The following is a 15,570-nucleotide window of genomic DNA, read 5'->3' as shown; positions in this document are numbered from 1 at the left end:
TTGCGCGGAATATAGTGGTTTACTACTGAAGGACGCCGTTTCAACCGAGGACAAGCCGCACATGACGCAAAGCCAGTCGAGGTCACCGAGCCCGGCCAGCTGGCACCCCGGCCAGCCGGAGCGCGAGGGCCTGTGGATCTTCACCCGGCTGCGCGACTTCGTCGACGACATCGCCAACACCTCCCCGGCCCGCCTGGCCGTCTCCGCCTTCGCCGTGGTCGTCCTGATCTTTACCGTCCTGCTCACCCTGCCCGTGTCCTCGGCGACCGGGCAGGTGACCCCGCTGCACCAAGCCCTCTTCACGGCGGTGTCGGCGGTATGCGTGACGGGGCTGACCGTTGTGTCCACGGCGGTGCACTGGTCCTTCTTCGGCCAGCTGGTGATCCTGGTCGGCATCTTCGTCGGCGGCCTCGGGACCCTGACCCTGGCGTCGCTGCTGGCACTGATGGTCAGCAAGAAACTCGGTGTGCGCGGCAAGCTCATCGCGCAGGAGGCCATGAACAACGCGGGCCGCCTCGGCGAGGTGGGCACGCTGCTGCGGATCGTCATCGTCACCTCCGTGGTCATTGAGGCGGCCCTGGCCGCTGCCCTGGTTCCGAGGTTCCTGGCACTGGGCGAAAGCGTCGGCCAGTCATTCTGGCACGGCGTATTCTACTCCATTTCGGCGTTCAACAACGCCGGCTTCACGCCCCATTCGGACGGCATCGTGCCGTACGAAACCGACCTGTGGATCCTGATTCCGCTGATGATCGGCGTCTTCCTTGGCAGCCTCGGCTTCCCGGTCGTCATGGTGCTGCAGCAGAACGGCCTGAACTGGAAGAAATGGAACCTGCACACCAAGCTGACCATCCAGGTCTCGCTGATCCTGTTGGCCGCGGGCACCGTGCTCTGGGGGCTGATGGAGTGGGAGAACCTGCGCACCATCGGCGGCATGAGCCTGGGCGACAAGATCACGCACTCGCTTTTCGCCTCCGTGATGACCCGCTCGGGCGGCTTCAACCTGGTGGACCAGAACCAGATGGACTCCACCACCATGCTGCTGACCGACGCGCTGATGTTTGCCGGAGGCGGCTCGGCCTCGACCGCCGGCGGCATCAAGGTGACCACCATCGCGGTGATGTTCCTGGCCATCATCGCCGAGGCCCGCGGCGACGCTGATGTGAAGATCTACGGCCGCACCATCCCGGAGGGGACCATGCGGGTGGCCATCTCGGTCATAGTCGCCGGCGCCACCCTGGTGGCGGTCTCGGCGCTGCTGCTGCTGCAGATCAGCGGCGCATCGCTGGACCGGGTGTTGTTCGAAACCATTTCAGCGTTCGCCACCGTGGGTCTGAGCACCAACCTCAGCGCAGAGCTGCCCCCGGCCGGCGTCTATGTCCTCACCGTCCTGATGTTTGCCGGCCGCGTCGGCACCGTCACCCTCGCCGCTGGGCTGGCCCTGCGCCAGCGCAGCCAGTTGTACCACTACCCGGAAGAGAGACCGATCATTGGCTAGTTCCTCAGGCGCCGTCAACCGTCCCGCCCACAATGCGCCCGTGCTGGTCATCGGGCTTGGCCGCTTCGGCGCGTCCACCGCAGAACAGCTGGTGAAGCAGGGCCGCGAGGTGCTGGCCATCGAACGCGACCGGAACCTCGTGCAGAAATGGGCCAGCGTGCTGACCCACGTGGTGGAGGCCGACGCGACCAACATTGACGCCCTCCGCCAGCTCGGCGCGCAGGAGTTCAGCTCCGCCGTCGTGGGCGTGGGCACCTCCATCGAGTCCTCGGTGCTGATCACGGTCAACCTCGTGGACCTCGGCATCGAGCACCTCTGGGTCAAGGCGATCACGCCCTCGCACGGCAAGATCCTGACCCGAATCGGCGCCAACCACGTGATCTACCCGGAGGCCGACGCGGGGGTCCGGGCCGCGCACCTCGTGTCCGGCCGGATGCTGGACTTCATCGAGTTCGACGACGACTTCGCGATCGTAAAGATGTACCCGCCGCGCGAGACCGTGGGCTTCACCCTCGACGAATCGAAAGTGCGCTCGAAGTACGGCGTCACGATAGTGGGCGTGAAATCCCCGGGCGAGGATTTCACCTACGCCCGGCCCGAGACCAAGGTTTCCGCGCGGGACATGCTCATTGTCTCCGGTCACGTGGACCTGCTGGAACGGTTCGCCGCAAGGCCGTAGCAACGCTCCCCCGTGCCGGCGGCCGTCGCCGGGCCTAGAGGCCTCGGTGGCTGGAAGCAGTGACGTCCGGGGCGGGGCCGGCGGCCAGGTTCCTTGTGGCCGGCCCCTGGATCACGGTGCCGTCAGTGCTGAACCGGGAACCGTGACAAGGGCAGTCCCACGTCACGTCCGTCCGATTGAACTCCACGGTGCAGCCAAGGTGCGTGCAGACGGCCGAGACCGCCTGGACGCCCCCCGTGGGACTGACGTACACGGCAGTTTTGGCGCCGTTGACGTCCAACACCTTCCCCTCTCCCGGGGCCACCGACGCCGGAACAGCGTCGGCGCCGGAAACCTCCTCCGCCGGGCTCGGCGGCGCCGCCTGCGCGGCGCCGCCGCTTCGGTTGCTGTCGAACACCGCGGCCCACTGGTTGGCGGTGCCGCCCAGTGTGTCCCGGAGGATCAGGGCGGCGGCAGTGCCGTTGGTGAGGCCCCACTTCCGCAGCCCGGTGATCACGTGGACATGCCGGGACTCCGGAGCCATGCGGCCCACGTACGGCAGCCCGTCGGCAGGCATGGCGTCCTGGGTGGACCAGCGGAACGCAATCTCCCCGGCGCCCAGGCGGTCGCGGGCAAACGCCGCCAGCCGCCGGTATCGTTCGGCGGAATCAACGCTTTCGGTGGCCGGGTGTCCTTCGCCGCCGGCCAGCACGTAACTGGTACCTTCGACGTCGACGGTCAGGATCGAGCGCATCGGCTCATCAACGCTGACAAAGGTTGCGTCCAGCGGAGCAACTGGGCTCTTGCCGGCGACGACATACGAGCGGTGCGCGTAGCATCGCCCGGCGTAGAGCCCGCCGTCCCCGAACGGCAGGTTGGTCGCCACGATGATCTCCTTGGCCCGGACTGATCCCCGTTCCGTAACTACCACGGCCGGAGCGCCGTCGCGGAAGCTCGTAGCAGGCGACTGCTCAAAGACGAAGCTGCCGTTCCCGTCCACCGCACGGGCCAGACCCTGCACATACCTGAGCGCGTGGATCTGAGCCTGGCCGTCGAACCGGACGGCGCCCCGGACCGCGAAGGGCAGCGGCACCTCTGTCGTGAAGGATGCCGGCAGCCCCAGCCGCGCGGCCAGCGCCGCTTCCTCCCGGACCAGCGCAAGGGCCTGCACGGATTCGGCGTAGGTGTAATTGGCCACCCGCCGGAAGCCGCAGTCAATTCCCTCCGCTGCCACAACGGCCGCGACGTGTTCAATTGCCGCCTCGTTGGCCTGCCCATAGATGCCAGCCGTGGAATCGCCGTGGCGGGCCGCAAGGTCGGAGTAGGCAAGCCGGTGCAGTGAGGTGACCTTGCCCGTGGTGTTCCCGGTGACGCCGGTGCCCACCCGCGCCGCCTCGAGCACGGCCACCGACTGGCCCGCCCGTTTCAGGGCCAGCGCGGTGGTCAGTCCTGCAATGCCGCCGCCAATCACGGCAACGTCCACGTCCAGGGACGCGTCGAGGGGCGCGTACGTTGCGGTTCCGCCGGTGGCAGACCAAAGGGAGAGTAGCCGTCCTGCCGCCTGTTCAGTCACGGTCCCGACCTCCACGCACTAGGTTCCCTCCGCCGTCGGGCGCGTCCCGGCGTCGCTGGCTGAGCTACCGCGGGGTCAGGGCCCGGCGGTCTTCGCAGTCTTCGCGGCGGCCTTGGCTGCCTGCTTGCTGGCCCGCACCTTGCTCAGCGACTCCGGATCCACGATGTCAGCGACGGACAGGAAGGCGTTCTCCTGTCCATAGTGGCCGGCGGCCTCGCGCCAGCCTTCGGCCTGGAGCCCGYACTGCTTTCCCAGCAGCGCCAGGAAGATCTTCGCCTTCTGCTCGCCGAATCCCGGCAACGCCTTGAGCCGGCGCAGCACCTCCTGCCCGTCGGGCCCGCCCTGCGTCCAGATGGCCGTGGCGTCGCCGTTCCAGTCAGTCTGTACCGTCTCAGCAAGGGCCTGGACGCGGCCGGCCATTGATCCGGGGAACCGGTGGACGGCCGGGCGCTCCTTGAACAACTCGACGAACCCTTGCGGATCGTAACCGGCGATCGCGGCGGGGTCCATGGACCCGAGGCGCGTCCGGATCTTTTCCGGGCCGGCAAAGGCCGACTCCATGGTCACCTGCTGGTCCAACAGCATGCCGGTGAGCAGGGCAAACGCGTCGTCGCTGAGGAGTTTGTCCGCTGCGGGATCCCCTGTGATGTGCAGTTCCATGGGTCCTATCCTGCCACCCGGTCCGGGCTGAGTCATGGGTTGCGACCGCGTTCCGGCTAGCCGAGCTGCCTGGTGATTTCGGCGGCCCGCTCGGCGGCGGCCCGGGCGCCGTCGGCGATTATCGCCGGGAGTCCGCGCTCGTCGAAGGTGGCGATCGCCCGTTCCGTGGTGCCGTTCGGGCTGGTCACTGCCTTGCGCAGCGCCGCGGGGTCGGCGCCCGGCTCGGCCAGCATGAACCCGGCGCCGGCTACAGTTTCGCGTGCCAGCAGCAGCGAGAGCTCGGCGTCCAGTCCCAGTTCTGCCCCGGCGGCCGCCATTGCCTCGGCCAAGTAGAAGGCGTAGGCCGGGCCGGAGCCGCTGATCGCGGACAGCGCATCCACCTGTTCCTCGGGAATCTCGACGACGGTGCCGACGGCCGCGAAGATGTCCTTTGCCTGCTGCAGTTGCTCCGCCGAGCAGTGCTTACCGGCCGAGACGGAGACGACGCCGCGGCCAAGCCGAGCGGGCGTGTTCGGCATGGCGCGGATCACCGGCTGTCCGGCCGGGAGCGCCGCTTCCAGCTGCTCCAGCGACACCGCAGCGGCAACGCTGACCACGATGGTGTCCGGCGAGAGCGAACCGCTGATCTCCCGGGCCAAAGCGGCGATTCCCACCGGCTTGACGCCCAGCACCACGACGGCGGCGCCGGTGGCGGCCTGCGTGTTGTTCTCCGGCTCTTCTTCGCCGGCGATGGCCGTGATGCCGTGGTGCCGCTCAGCCAGTTCGGCCGCCCGACCAGCCCGGCGCACCGTGGCGACAATGTCCGCGGGGTCCGTGCCGCCCGCGATCATGCCGCCCATGATTGCCTCGTTCATTGACCCACAGCCCAGGAATGCGATTCGGTTGCTCATTCCCCCATCATTGCAGTCCGGCCCGATTCACAGCCAGCTCACATCCTGGGCGCAGCTTGCTCACAAAATCGGGGATTAGCGTAGGTACTACCTCATTGAGGGTGCGAGTGATGATAGGCAGTCATGCGGATGTCTGCCCGGCACCGGTGGGCTGTAGCGGGTTTCCCCCATTTTCCCGTTCCAGACCGCCGGTGCCTTCGCCGTTTAACAGCCCCGTAAGCAGCACACCGGTCCGGCTGGTGCTGGGCTAGTGCTGGATAGGCCGCACTTCGATGGGAAGGGTGGTGGCTCGGGTCAGCCGCCCGGCCCAGCCGAGGGCGGCGTCGAGGTCCGGTGCCTCAATAACGGTGAATCCGCCAAGGTGTTCCTTCGCTTCAACGAATGGACCGTCAGTGATGAGCAGCTCGGTGCCCTCCGGTCGCACGACCTTTGCGGTGTCGGTGGGGTGGAGCCCCGCGGCGAAAACCCAGGCGCCGGCCGCCTTCATTTCGCGGTTCAGGGCCTCCAGGTCCCGCATGATGGGTTCCAGGACTTCCGGGGCGGGGGCCGGGCCGACGGGCTGGTAAACGCTGAGCAGGTACTGGGCCATGGTGCTGTCCTCCTTGACAATTGGGCCGGTTCCTTACCGGCCTCTCACCTTGTAGACGAACGGCGTGCGTCCGGTTCGACACCTTGCTGCCGGAATTATCGGTTCGGAGCGAAAACCGTCCACCCGTCACCGGCCGACCGATGTTGCGTTGCGCCTGTCACGTGGCGCCTGTTACGGAGCGCTTGTTACGTGGCGCTTGTTACGTGGCGCCGGGCCCGTCCGCGTCCGGTGACTGCGGCTCGGCGGGCTCGTCGGCCCGGGCTACGTGGGGCGCGGGCTGCAGCGGCCCCTCAAAGACCAGCTGATCCAGCCGGCGGAGGATCAGACCTTCGCGGAGGGCCCAGGGGCAGATCTCCAAGCTTGGAAACTCAAACATTTCGAGGGCCGCTTCCGCCACCAGCGCGCCGGCCAGAAGCTGGTGGGCGCGGGCTTCGGAGACACCGGGAAGATTCAACCGGTCCTCCACCTCCATGGCCGAGATGCGCTGCGCCCACAGGCCCAGGTCCGTGGCAAACAGTTCCCGTTTGACGTACGGCCCGGCCCCGCTGGGGGCGGCCCCGGCAATGCGGGCCAGCGAGCGGAAGGTCTTGGAAGTGCCGGCCACGTGGTTGGCCTTGCCCAGCTTCGCGAAGTCCCGCACCACGGGCTTCAGGGTGGTCCGGATATAACGGCGAAGCTCCTTGACGCTTTTGGCCGAGGGCGGGTCCTCCTGCAGCCAGTCACGGGTGAGCCGGCTCGCACCGAGCGGGACCGACGTCGCCAGTTCGGGCAGCTCGTCCTCCCCGTAGGCCATTTCGAAGGAACCGCCGCCGATGTCCAGGTTCAGCACGGGACCCGCGCCCCAGCCGTACCAGCGGCGGACGGCGAAGAACGTCATCGACGCCTCTTCGCTGCCGGTCAGCTCCCGGAGCGTCACGGTGGTTTCATGCTTGACGCGGGCCAGGACGGCGGACCCGTTGGTGGCCTCGCGGATCGCGGAGGTGCAGAACGCCAGCAGGTCCTCGGCCTTGTGTTTAGCCGCGAACTCCCAGGCTTCGAGGACGAACTCGATCAGTTCATGCTGGCCGGCGTCGTTGATGTTGCCGTCCGCGTCGAGGAACTGCACCAGGGAGAGTGGGCGCTTGTGCGAGGCGAACGGGACCGGGCGCGCGCCGGGGTGGGCGTCCACAAGGAGGAGGTGGACAGTGTTGGACCCGATATCGAGGACGCCTAGCCGCATGCTGCCATTATTCTCCCCGGAGGGGCTGTGCCCTAACCGGGCGCAGCGGCGAGACCTCGCGCCGTGGCCCGTCCCGCTTAGGCCCGGGCGCTTAGGCCTGGCTGTCGTCCTGGGCCGAGTCCGGCTCCTGCTCGGACGGCTTGAAGTCCCGGCGGATGTTCGCCACGCCCTCCGGGTCGATTTCGAAGCCGTAGACGGCGCCGGGGTTGATGACCATACCCAGCTGGTCGCCGAGGTTGCCGATGATTGCCGAGCCCTGGGTGCCGAGCACGTTCGGCGCCGCGGCGAGGAACTGTTCCGCCACACGGCTCGGGTGCGAGAAGACGGCCAGCACGGGCTCTCCCGCAGCGTTGGCGAGCACCAGCGGCTCCACCTGGGAGTCCGGGCCGTCGATCGTGTCGGAGCTGACGATGTAGACCTCGTTGTTGAGGAAGGACAGGATGACCTCCACCGGGTTGGCGTCCGGCTGCTCCCCCCGGGCGAGCTTCTCTTCGAGGTCGTTGAGCGGCTGGAGATCCATGGGTTCTGGCTGTTCAGTCATGTTCCTACTCGATCACGTCACGCCCCGGTCCGCAATTCCTTCCTGGGCGCCCGGCCGGTTCGCGGTCTCCGTCCACGCTCGCGGTACTGACACCGCGAGCCCGGCTCAAAGCCGCGAGCAGACGGCAATCTCAGCGCCCGAGCACCTGAAGCAGCCTCGTCTTCAGCTCGTGCTCGCGGAACAGGTCCCGCCATTCGACCCGGATGAACCTCCAGCCCAGCTCCATCAGTGCCTTCTCGCGGCGCCGCTCGGCAAAAATGGCCTCGGCAGTGGGGTCATAGTCGAAGTATTTGCCGCGGCCATCAAACTCCATCGCCACCAGCCGCTCCGGCCATGCGCAATCCAGCCTGTACGTACCGAGCCGCGTCCGGACCTCGAACTGGAGCTGCGGAGCAGGAAGCCTCAGCCGCCGGACCAGATCGCGGAGTAGCGTTTCACCCGGCGACTCGGACAGCGGATCCGCATGGGCGAGCACCTTCTTCAACGTCGAGACGCCCGGCGCCCCGCGGAGCCGGGCGCACTCCAGCTCCACCGCCTCCCGCCCGGCACCGAGTCGCAGGGCATGGTCCATCAGAATCAGCCCCTGCGCATAGTTCAGGACGAGGCAGCTGTCCGCGGCCGTTCGGGCCAGCGACGTAACGCGATGCCCGGCCACGTGCACGACGTCGGCGGGAGTCAGCGCACGGGTATGCGCCTGCACGTCGCCCGCGTGGCCACCGGTCGACGGGAGGAACGGCACCGTGAGGTGGATGGTGTCGTCTACTTGCCACAGAAAGAGGCCGTGGAGCCGGGCTGCCGTGGTGTGGCTGAACACGTAGGCGCCCGTTGAGCTTGTCAGGCAGCGGTGGGCGTAGGCCTCGATTCGGAAGCGCGAGGCACCGTCCGCATCGAGTGCTGCCCAGAAGGAGCGGCGGACATAGCAGCCGCGGCGCAGCTTGAGGAGGGCGCCGCCGGCAGCCAGCTGCCGAATTTTCCGTGCGGACAGGCCCCGGTCCAGCAGTTCCTCGGTCCGCCACAGGTTGACGGCTTCGGGAAGCTTTGGGTCCAGGGCTGCTGCCGAAGGTCCCGGGCCCGGCGTCAACGGACGGGCCGACTCAGCGGAACCGGCCCATACAACAGCGAGGGGGTCCTCAGGCTGGGTGGCGGGGTATTCCATGGCGCCAGCCTGCCGCCACCGCTCCCCTTCCGAAAGTCCGCGATGGACCTATGTGCACAACCACTCGCGGGTTCCGTCCGCCGTCGGCGTCTTCTGACGTCGAGCTGGGAAGGAACCCGCGAGCGGGGGCGAAGTGCACCTTACTTCTTGGCGGGGGCCTTGCGGGCCGTCGTCGTTCGCTTGACCGGGCCCTTGGCCCGCTTCTCGGCGAGGAGTTCGACGGCGCGTTCCCGGGTCAGTTCCTCGATGGCGGTGCTGCGCGGCACCGTGATGTTGGTGACGCCGTCGGTGATGTACGGGCCGAAGCGGCCTTCCTTCACCACGATGTTCTTCTCCGAGACCGGGTCCGGGCCGAACTCCGCCAGCRGCGGGACGGCGGCGCGGGCGCCGCGCTGCTTGGGCTGCGAGTAGATCTCCAGTGCCTGTTCCAGCGTGATGGTGAAGATTTCCTCCTCCGAGCCGATGGAACGGGAGTCCGTGCCCTTCTTCAGGTACGGGCCGAAGCGTCCGTTCTGCACCGTGATGGGGTTGCCCTCGGCGTCCTGGCCCAGCACCCGCGGCAGGCTCATCAGCTGCAGCGCCTCATCGAGGGTCACGGTGTCCACGCTCATGGAGGCGAACAGCGAGCCGGTGCGCGGCTTGGCCTTGACCGGCTTCTTCGGCGGCTTTGGCTTGCCGTTCTTGTAGTACTCCACCGGCTGGTTGGCGAGCTGCTCCTCGGTCATCTCCGGGATGATCTCGGTGACGTAGGCGCCGTAGCGGCCGTTCTTGGCCACAACGGTGTGCCCGGTGTGCGGGTCCGTGCCCAGCACGCGCTCCTCCGGGGCGGCGGTCTCCATCAGCTCGACTGCCTTGGCGGCGGTGAGCTCGTCCGGAGCCAGGTCCTCGGGGACGTTGGCGCGGGCGGACTCGATGACTTCGCCGGTCTTCGGGTCCACGGTGGGGACCGAGCTTTCCAGGTACGGGCCGAACTTGCCGACGCGCAGCGTGATGCCGTCCGTGATGGGGATGGAGTTGATTTCGCGGGCGTCGATCTCGCCGAGGTTGTTGACGATGCTCAGCAGCCCGGGCTCGGAATCCGCACCGAAGTAGAAGTGCTTGAGCCAGGCGGGTCCGGCTTCCTGGCCGTTGGCGATCTTGTCGAGGTCGGCTTCCATGTCGGCCGTGAAGTCGTAGTCCACGTAGTCGTGGAAGTGCTGCTCGAGCAGCCGGATCACGGAGAACGCGATCCAGCTCGGGACCAGCGCGGAGCCCTGCTTCCGGACATAGCCGCGGTCCTGGATGGTGGAGATCGTGGAGGCGTAGGTCGACGGGCGGCCGATGCCCTTCTTTTCCAGTTCCGCGGTCAGGGACGCTTCGGTGAAGCGCGGCGGCGGCGAGGTCTCGTGTCCGACGGCGACGATCTCCGACGCGGTCAGGGCGTCGCCCTTGGCCACGTTCGGCAGCCGGCGCGCTTCCTCCGAGTCCTCGTCCCCGCGGCTCTCGTCCTTGCCTTCCTCGTAGGCGGCGAGGAAGCCGGGGAAGGTGATGACGGTGCCGGAGGCGGAGAACTCGGCGTCCCGGCCGTCCGCCGCGCCACCCACGGTGACGGCGCCCAGTCGGATGGTCGCCGTGGAGCCCTTCGCATCGGCCATCTGGGAGGCGACGGTGCGCTTCCAGATCAGCTCGTAAAGGCGGAACTCGTCGCCGGAGAGCTGCTTGGCGACCTGTGCCGGGGTGCGGAAGGAGTCGCCGGCGGGGCGGATGGCCTCGTGGGCTTCCTGCGCGTTGGCTGCCTTGCCACTGTAGACGCGGGGCGAGGCCGGGACGTACTCGGGGCCGTACAGCTCGGAGGCCTGGCGCCGCGCGGCGGTGATGGCCTCGTTGCTCAGCGCATTCGAGTCCGTACGCATATACGTGATGTAGCCGTTTTCGTAGAGCCGCTGGGCCACCTGCATGGTGCTCTTGGAGGAGAAGCGCAGTTTGCGGCCGGCCTCCTGCTGCAGCGTGGAGGTGGTGAACGGCGCCGCGGGACGGCGGGTGTAGGGCTTGGTGTCGACGGAGCGGACGCGGAAGTCCGCCTCCTGCAGGCCGGCGGCCAGGGCGCCGGCGAGTTCCTCGTTCAGGTGCACGACGCCGCGCGAGGTGAGCTCGCCGGCGTCGTTAAAGTCCCGTCCGCTGGCGACCTTGGAGCCATCGACAGCAGCCAGCTTGGCCTTGAAGGAGCCGGATTCCGCGCCGAACTGGCCGGTCAGGTCCCAGTAGGACGCCGACTTGAACGCCATCCGCTCCCGTTCCCGGTCCACCACCATGCGGGTGACGACGGACTGCACGCGGCCGGCGGACAGGCCGCGGGCCACCTTGCGCCACAGTACCGGGGAGATTTCGTAGCCGTAGAGGCGGTCCAGCACGCGGCGGGTTTCCTGTGCGTCCACGAGGTCCTGGTCCACGTCGCGCAGGTTGTCCATCGCGCGGTGGATGGCTTCCTTGGTGATTTCGCCGAAGGTCATCCGGTACACGGGGACTTTGGGCTTGAGGACTTCCAGCAGGTGCCACGCGATGGCCTCGCCCTCGCGGTCCCCATCGGTTGCGAGGTAGAGGGCGTCAGCGCCCTTGAGCTGGGCCTTGAGTTCGGCGACCTTTTTCTTCTTGTCCGGAGACACCACGTAGTACGGCTTGAAGTCGTGTTCAATGTCGACGGCGAACTTGCCCAGCGGCGTTTTCTTCAACTCTGCGGGGAGCTCCGAAGGCTGCGGCAGGTCGCGGATGTGACCGATGGAGGCCTCAACGATGAAACCTTCGCCCAGGTACTTGGCGATGGTCTTGCTCTTGGCGGGAGACTCCACAATCACGAGTTTCTTGCCGGTGGGGGCCTTGCTTGGCACGGTGCTCCTACAGAAAAAGGTTGCTCGGGCAGATGCGCCCATACCCGCCTAGTTCACCATATTTTGCAGATTCCCGCGCATCCGGGTGCAAAAGTCAGTCTCCCGGGCACGTCTTGCAAACGTAACGAAGCACCCACAGTTGCGGCCTTCGGGAGCGCCGCGCTGCCGCTTAGGACGCCGGCGCGGCCTTGCCCCGGTCGTCCGGAATCATCGACCACATGGTGGCCATCCGGACAGCCCCCTCGGGCACCCGGTCCGGGTCCTCGAGCTCGTAGTCCCTCAGCAGGTCGAAGAGCCTCTCGTTCAGCTCTCCGGCCTGGGCCGGGGTCAGGTACAGCAGGTTGCTGGCCAGCACCACGGAGGAGGTGCCGTCCACGGCTTCGCCGCGCTGGCGCCGCTCGTCCCGGGTCCTGGCGTAAGCGTTGACGCGCCGGCGGTAGGCGTCTAGCTCCAAGTCCAGCACGGCGAATTCCGGACTGGCCACTCCCCCGCCCGAATTGATTGTGAAGTCGGTGCCGGCGGCTTTCCAGCGGCGTTCGCGGGCATCGCCGGCGGTGGCCGCGGGCACCACGATGCCCCACTTCTGCAAAGCGCGCAGGTGGTAGCTCATGGCGCTCGGGGTGAGGCCGGTCTGGGCGGCAAGTTCAGTGGCGGTTCGGCTTACCTGGGTGGAATACAGCTCGGAAATGACCTCGAGCCGGGCGGCGTGGGCCAGCGCCCGGATCGCCTTCGGGTCGGTGATTTCGACCTTCTTTTCCGGACGCGGCCTGCGCTTGGCGGCCGGAGCGGCGGTCTCGGCGGGGCCGACCGACTTGGGAGTTTCTGCATTCACGCTTTCAGTCTACCGACGCCTGCCAAACTATGAAAGAAATGCTTGACACTACCTGCAGGGGCGGGATACCTTGCGGTTATGAAACACATACTTCATAAAGTGCGCGGCGCATCCGGCGAGCCTTCACTTTGGCGCAACCGCGACTTCCTGCTCGCCAGCAGCTCCCGGTTCCTGGCGACCGGCGGCATGGGCGCCGTCGTCGTCAGCGTCATGCTGCACCTGCAGAACGTCGCGGCGGACGGTGCGGCACCGGCTGCCGGCCCATGGCTCGTGGCGGCTTACCTGCTGTGCTCGGCGCTGCCGCTGGTCCTGCTGGCGCCGTGGGCGGGCCGGCTCGCCGACACGCGTGATTCCCGCACGCTTGCGACGGCGTCGTCCGTGGTCAGCGCCGTGGCCGTGGCGGGCATGGGCGTAAGCCTGCAGTACCTGGACAACCACATCCCCGTGCTGTTCGCCATGACGTTCCTGTTGGACGCCGCGCAGGCCGTGGCGGGGCCGACCTGGCAGGCGCTGCTGCCCCGGATCGTCGGCGAGGAGCGCACCCCGAGGGCGATGGGCACCATGCAGGCCACCATCATGATCGCTGGAATGGCGGGCCCGGCCGCGGGGGGCCTGCTCAGCGGCTGGGGCGGCTCGGGGCTGGTGTTTGCGGTCGCGAGCGGCTGCTATCTGGCCATGGGCGCCGGTGCCCTGCTGATCCGCACCCGACGCGGGACCGCGGCCGAGCTGGCCGGCCGGGACGCACCGGCGCTGCTGGATGGCCTGCGGCTGATCCGCCGGGATAGCCTGGTGTGGGCGCTGGTGCTCGGCGCGCTGTTCTTCATTGTCGTCGGCGAGGCCACCAACGTGCTGGAAGTCTTCCTGGCCCGGGGCGAGCTCGGCGCCACCGAGACCCAGTACGGTCTGCTCGCTGCGGCCTTCGGGCTCGGCATGGCGGTGGGCGCGGCGCTGGCCGGACGGATCAAGACGCCGCCGGCCCGGCTGCGTGTGCTGCTCGCCAGCATGGCCCTGACCTCGGCTTTTCTGGCAGTGATGGGGCTGGTGCCCAGCGTGGGGCTGCTGTTCGTGGCCTACACGGCGATGGGCACGGCCTGCGGCGCCCTGAACGCCTGTTTCGGTGCGATCGCGATCCTGCGCATCCCGGAGAGCGGGCGGGGCCAGGCGATGGCGATCATCGGCGGCATGACCCGCGCCGTCTCCATTGCCGCCCTGGCCATCGGCGGCCTGCTCGGCGCACTGCTGCCGGTCCGGCTGAGTTTCCTCATCACTGGGGCGGGCGGCGTGCTCGTGGCCCTCGCCGTCGCCGCCTACGTGCTGCCTCGCTTCGGCCGCGAAGGCGCGGTGCCGCTCGCGGTCCCGGTGCCGGTCGCGGTGCCGCCGTCGTCCGTCTCAGGCGGGGAGCAGGAAGCCGTCGCGCACCAGGTTGGCCACCTCGTCGAGGAGCCCCTGCCGGAACGCCGCGCTGTCATATCCCTCGTAGCCGCCCAGCAGGGCGTCAAGGGCGCCGATGATCTGCCCGACGGAGAGCTCGCCGTCGCACGCTGAGACAAAGCCGGCCAGCTCGGTGCTGAGCAGGTTGGTGCGGCGCAGCCCCGCGCCTTGGCGCAGCAGGATCACGCCGGGGTGTTCGGCGCCGGGACGCTGGTGCCGCTCCTCGGTGACATCGTCGGCCACCAGCAGGTGCGCGGATTCCAGCTCGTGCGCGGCCAGCCAGTCGGCGCGCTCGACGGCGGCGCCCAGGTGCGGGCCAACGGGCTGTTCGATCGGGTAGGTAATCTCCTCAAACCGGGACATCACCGGCCGGGCGCCGGCCGCGGGTCGCCGCAGCCAGATCATCCCGAAGCCGATGGCCTCCACGTTCCGGGACGCGAAGTCGTCCAGGTAGGCGGCATAGGAGTCCTGGTAGAGCCGCCGGTCGCGGGCCTCGGAGGCGTCCCGCAGCCAGGTCTCTGCGTACTCTTCCGGGCTGACCTGCTCGCGCTGGATGAACCAGACGTCTGCGTCCGGGCTGGCCCAGCTTCGCGGCCGGTCGGCCCATGCGGCGCCCGCCGGGATCTCCCAGTTGCCCAGCAGCTGGGCTGTCCCTCCGGGGGCGAGGACCGAGGGGAGGTCCCGGACAAGCGCGGCGACGATGTCATCGCCCGGCAGGCCGCCGTCGCGGTAGGTGAACTGGTCCGAGGCGGTCTCCCCGGCCCCTCGCGGAGTGATGACGAACGGCGGGTTGGAGACCACCAGGTCGAATTCCTGCCCCGCCACCGGATCCAGCAGCGAGCCCAGCCGCAGGCTCACCCGGCTTTCCGGCTCGGCGGGGTCCAGGTGCAGCGCCGCCGCGTTCAGCATCAGGTTGAAGCGGGTGAACGCCAGCGCACGCTCCGAGATGTCGGTGGCAGTGACGTGCTCGGCGTGGTGCAGGAGGTGGAAGGTCTGGATGCCGCAGCCGGTGCCGAGGTCCAAGGCTCGGGCCACGTGCCGGCGGGCGGTGACCTGCACCAGGGTGGTGGACGCCTGACCGATCCCCAGCACGTGGTCATGGCGCAGCACGCCCGGGCGCTGGTGGGCGGCCAGGTCGCTGGCCACCCAGAGCTCGGCCCCGCCGCTGCTGATTGTCTCTTCACCGGCGGCGCCCTCCCAGCCGTACGGCCGCAGATCCACCTTCGCCTGGACCAGGCCCTCCGGGGACGGCTCCACGAGGCCCAGTTCCACCAGGCCCGCCGTGCGGATGCCGGGCAGTGCGGCGTCAAGGGTCCCGGCCGGCTGCGGTTCGGCCAGCAGCCACAGGCGGACGACGGCGGCGAGCGCCGACGTCGTCGTCCCGCCACCGACGGCGGCCTCGGTGGCGATCAGGGCGGGGATGAGCTGGTCCCGGCCCAGGGCCGCGTGGGCGGCCGGGCCCAGGAGTTCGGCCACGCCGTCAACCGTGTAGCCGATGGCGCGCAGGTCCGCGGCGAGCGCCTGGAGCAGGTCCGGGAAGTCGCTGCGGGGAGCGTCGGGGGTGTTGCCGGCCGTGAAAAGCGTAGAAGGAGTCACCGGACAAGTTTAGGCGCGGCACAGGTTTAGGTGCGGGCCCGCCGGCCCCCGCCGAAGCGGAGGTGC

General features: G+C 68.6%; 12 protein-coding genes and 1 pseudogene. 3 read left to right on the top strand and 10 right to left on the bottom strand.

The annotated features are described in order from the left end of the window. The first annotated feature begins 61 nt into the window (after window positions 1-61). Window positions 62-1,495 (top strand): TrkH family potassium uptake protein, encoded by a 1,434-nt coding sequence (locus tag AC1DGE_RS04770; RefSeq protein ID WP_441416828.1) that lies wholly within the window; start codon window positions 62-64, stop codon window positions 1,493-1,495. 40 nt (window positions 1,496-1,535) lie between these two features. Beyond that, a complete protein-coding gene (locus tag AC1DGE_RS04765) occupies window positions 1,536-2,174 on the top strand; it encodes a potassium channel family protein (RefSeq protein WP_175321539.1) in 639 nt (212 codons plus the stop codon). A gap of 34 nt (window positions 2,175-2,208) precedes the next feature. Here AC1DGE_RS04765 and AC1DGE_RS04760 read toward each other — a convergent pair whose 3' ends face one another. The 9 genes from AC1DGE_RS04760 to AC1DGE_RS04720 all read right to left on the bottom strand — a co-directional run bounded on the left by AC1DGE_RS04760 (window position 2,209) and on the right by AC1DGE_RS04720 (window position 12,477). Continuing rightward, window positions 2,209-3,726, bottom strand: a complete 1,518-nt coding sequence (locus tag AC1DGE_RS04760) for an FAD-dependent oxidoreductase (protein ID WP_476917009.1) — start codon at window positions 3,724-3,726, stop codon at window positions 2,209-2,211. Window positions 3,727-3,801: 75 nt separating this feature from the next. Next, window positions 3,802-4,386: an HhH-GPD-type base excision DNA repair protein gene (locus tag AC1DGE_RS04755; protein ID WP_476917008.1), complete on the bottom strand. Its 585-nt coding sequence runs from the start codon at window positions 4,384-4,386 to the stop codon at window positions 3,802-3,804. 56 nt (window positions 4,387-4,442) lie between these two features. Then, window positions 4,443-5,276, bottom strand: a complete 834-nt coding sequence (gene proC, locus AC1DGE_RS04750; RefSeq protein ID WP_476892012.1) for a pyrroline-5-carboxylate reductase — start codon at window positions 5,274-5,276, stop codon at window positions 4,443-4,445. A 247-nt stretch (window positions 5,277-5,523) separates the two neighbouring features. Next, window positions 5,524-5,865 carry a YciI family protein gene (locus tag AC1DGE_RS04745; RefSeq protein ID WP_441416824.1) on the bottom strand — a complete coding sequence of 114 codons (342 nt, stop codon included), beginning with the start codon at window positions 5,863-5,865 and terminating at the stop codon, window positions 5,524-5,526. Window positions 5,866-6,064: 199 nt separating this feature from the next. Then, complete coding sequence (locus AC1DGE_RS04740) at window positions 6,065-7,084, bottom strand: Ppx/GppA phosphatase family protein (protein WP_476908381.1); 1,020 nt, start codon at window positions 7,082-7,084, stop codon at window positions 6,065-6,067. A 91-nt stretch (window positions 7,085-7,175) separates the two neighbouring features. Beyond that, entirely contained in the window at window positions 7,176-7,625 is a 450-nt protein-coding gene (locus AC1DGE_RS04735) for an SseB family protein (protein ID WP_476892010.1), read from the bottom strand. Window positions 7,626-7,755: 130 nt separating this feature from the next. After that, window positions 7,756-8,781 carry a type IV toxin-antitoxin system AbiEi family antitoxin domain-containing protein gene (locus AC1DGE_RS04730; RefSeq protein WP_476917007.1) on the bottom strand — a complete coding sequence of 342 codons (1,026 nt, stop codon included), beginning with the start codon at window positions 8,779-8,781 and terminating at the stop codon, window positions 7,756-7,758. A gap of 140 nt (window positions 8,782-8,921) precedes the next feature. Beyond that, window positions 8,922-11,645: a type I DNA topoisomerase gene (gene topA / locus AC1DGE_RS04725; RefSeq protein ID WP_476917006.1), complete on the bottom strand. Its 2,724-nt coding sequence runs from the start codon at window positions 11,643-11,645 to the stop codon at window positions 8,922-8,924. Between the two features lie 169 nt (window positions 11,646-11,814). Continuing rightward, window positions 11,815-12,477 carry an ArsR/SmtB family transcription factor gene (locus tag AC1DGE_RS04720; protein ID WP_441416819.1) on the bottom strand — a complete coding sequence of 221 codons (663 nt, stop codon included), beginning with the start codon at window positions 12,475-12,477 and terminating at the stop codon, window positions 11,815-11,817. A 78-nt stretch (window positions 12,478-12,555) separates the two neighbouring features. On the opposite strand from AC1DGE_RS04720, the pseudogene AC1DGE_RS04715 reads away from it, so the two are divergent. Further along, window positions 12,556-13,809 (top strand): annotated as a pseudogene (locus tag AC1DGE_RS04715) (MFS transporter); the annotation flags it as partial. A gap of 57 nt (window positions 13,810-13,866) precedes the next feature. Here the strand turns inward: AC1DGE_RS04715 and AC1DGE_RS04710 are convergent. Next, window positions 13,867-15,504: a DUF7059 domain-containing protein gene (locus AC1DGE_RS04710; RefSeq protein WP_476917005.1), complete on the bottom strand. Its 1,638-nt coding sequence runs from the start codon at window positions 15,502-15,504 to the stop codon at window positions 13,867-13,869. Window positions 15,505-15,570 lie beyond the last annotated feature (66 nt).

The organism is Arthrobacter sp. 05N425 (assembly GCF_056397125.1).
This window is presented reverse-complemented; position numbering and strand designations above follow the sequence as displayed.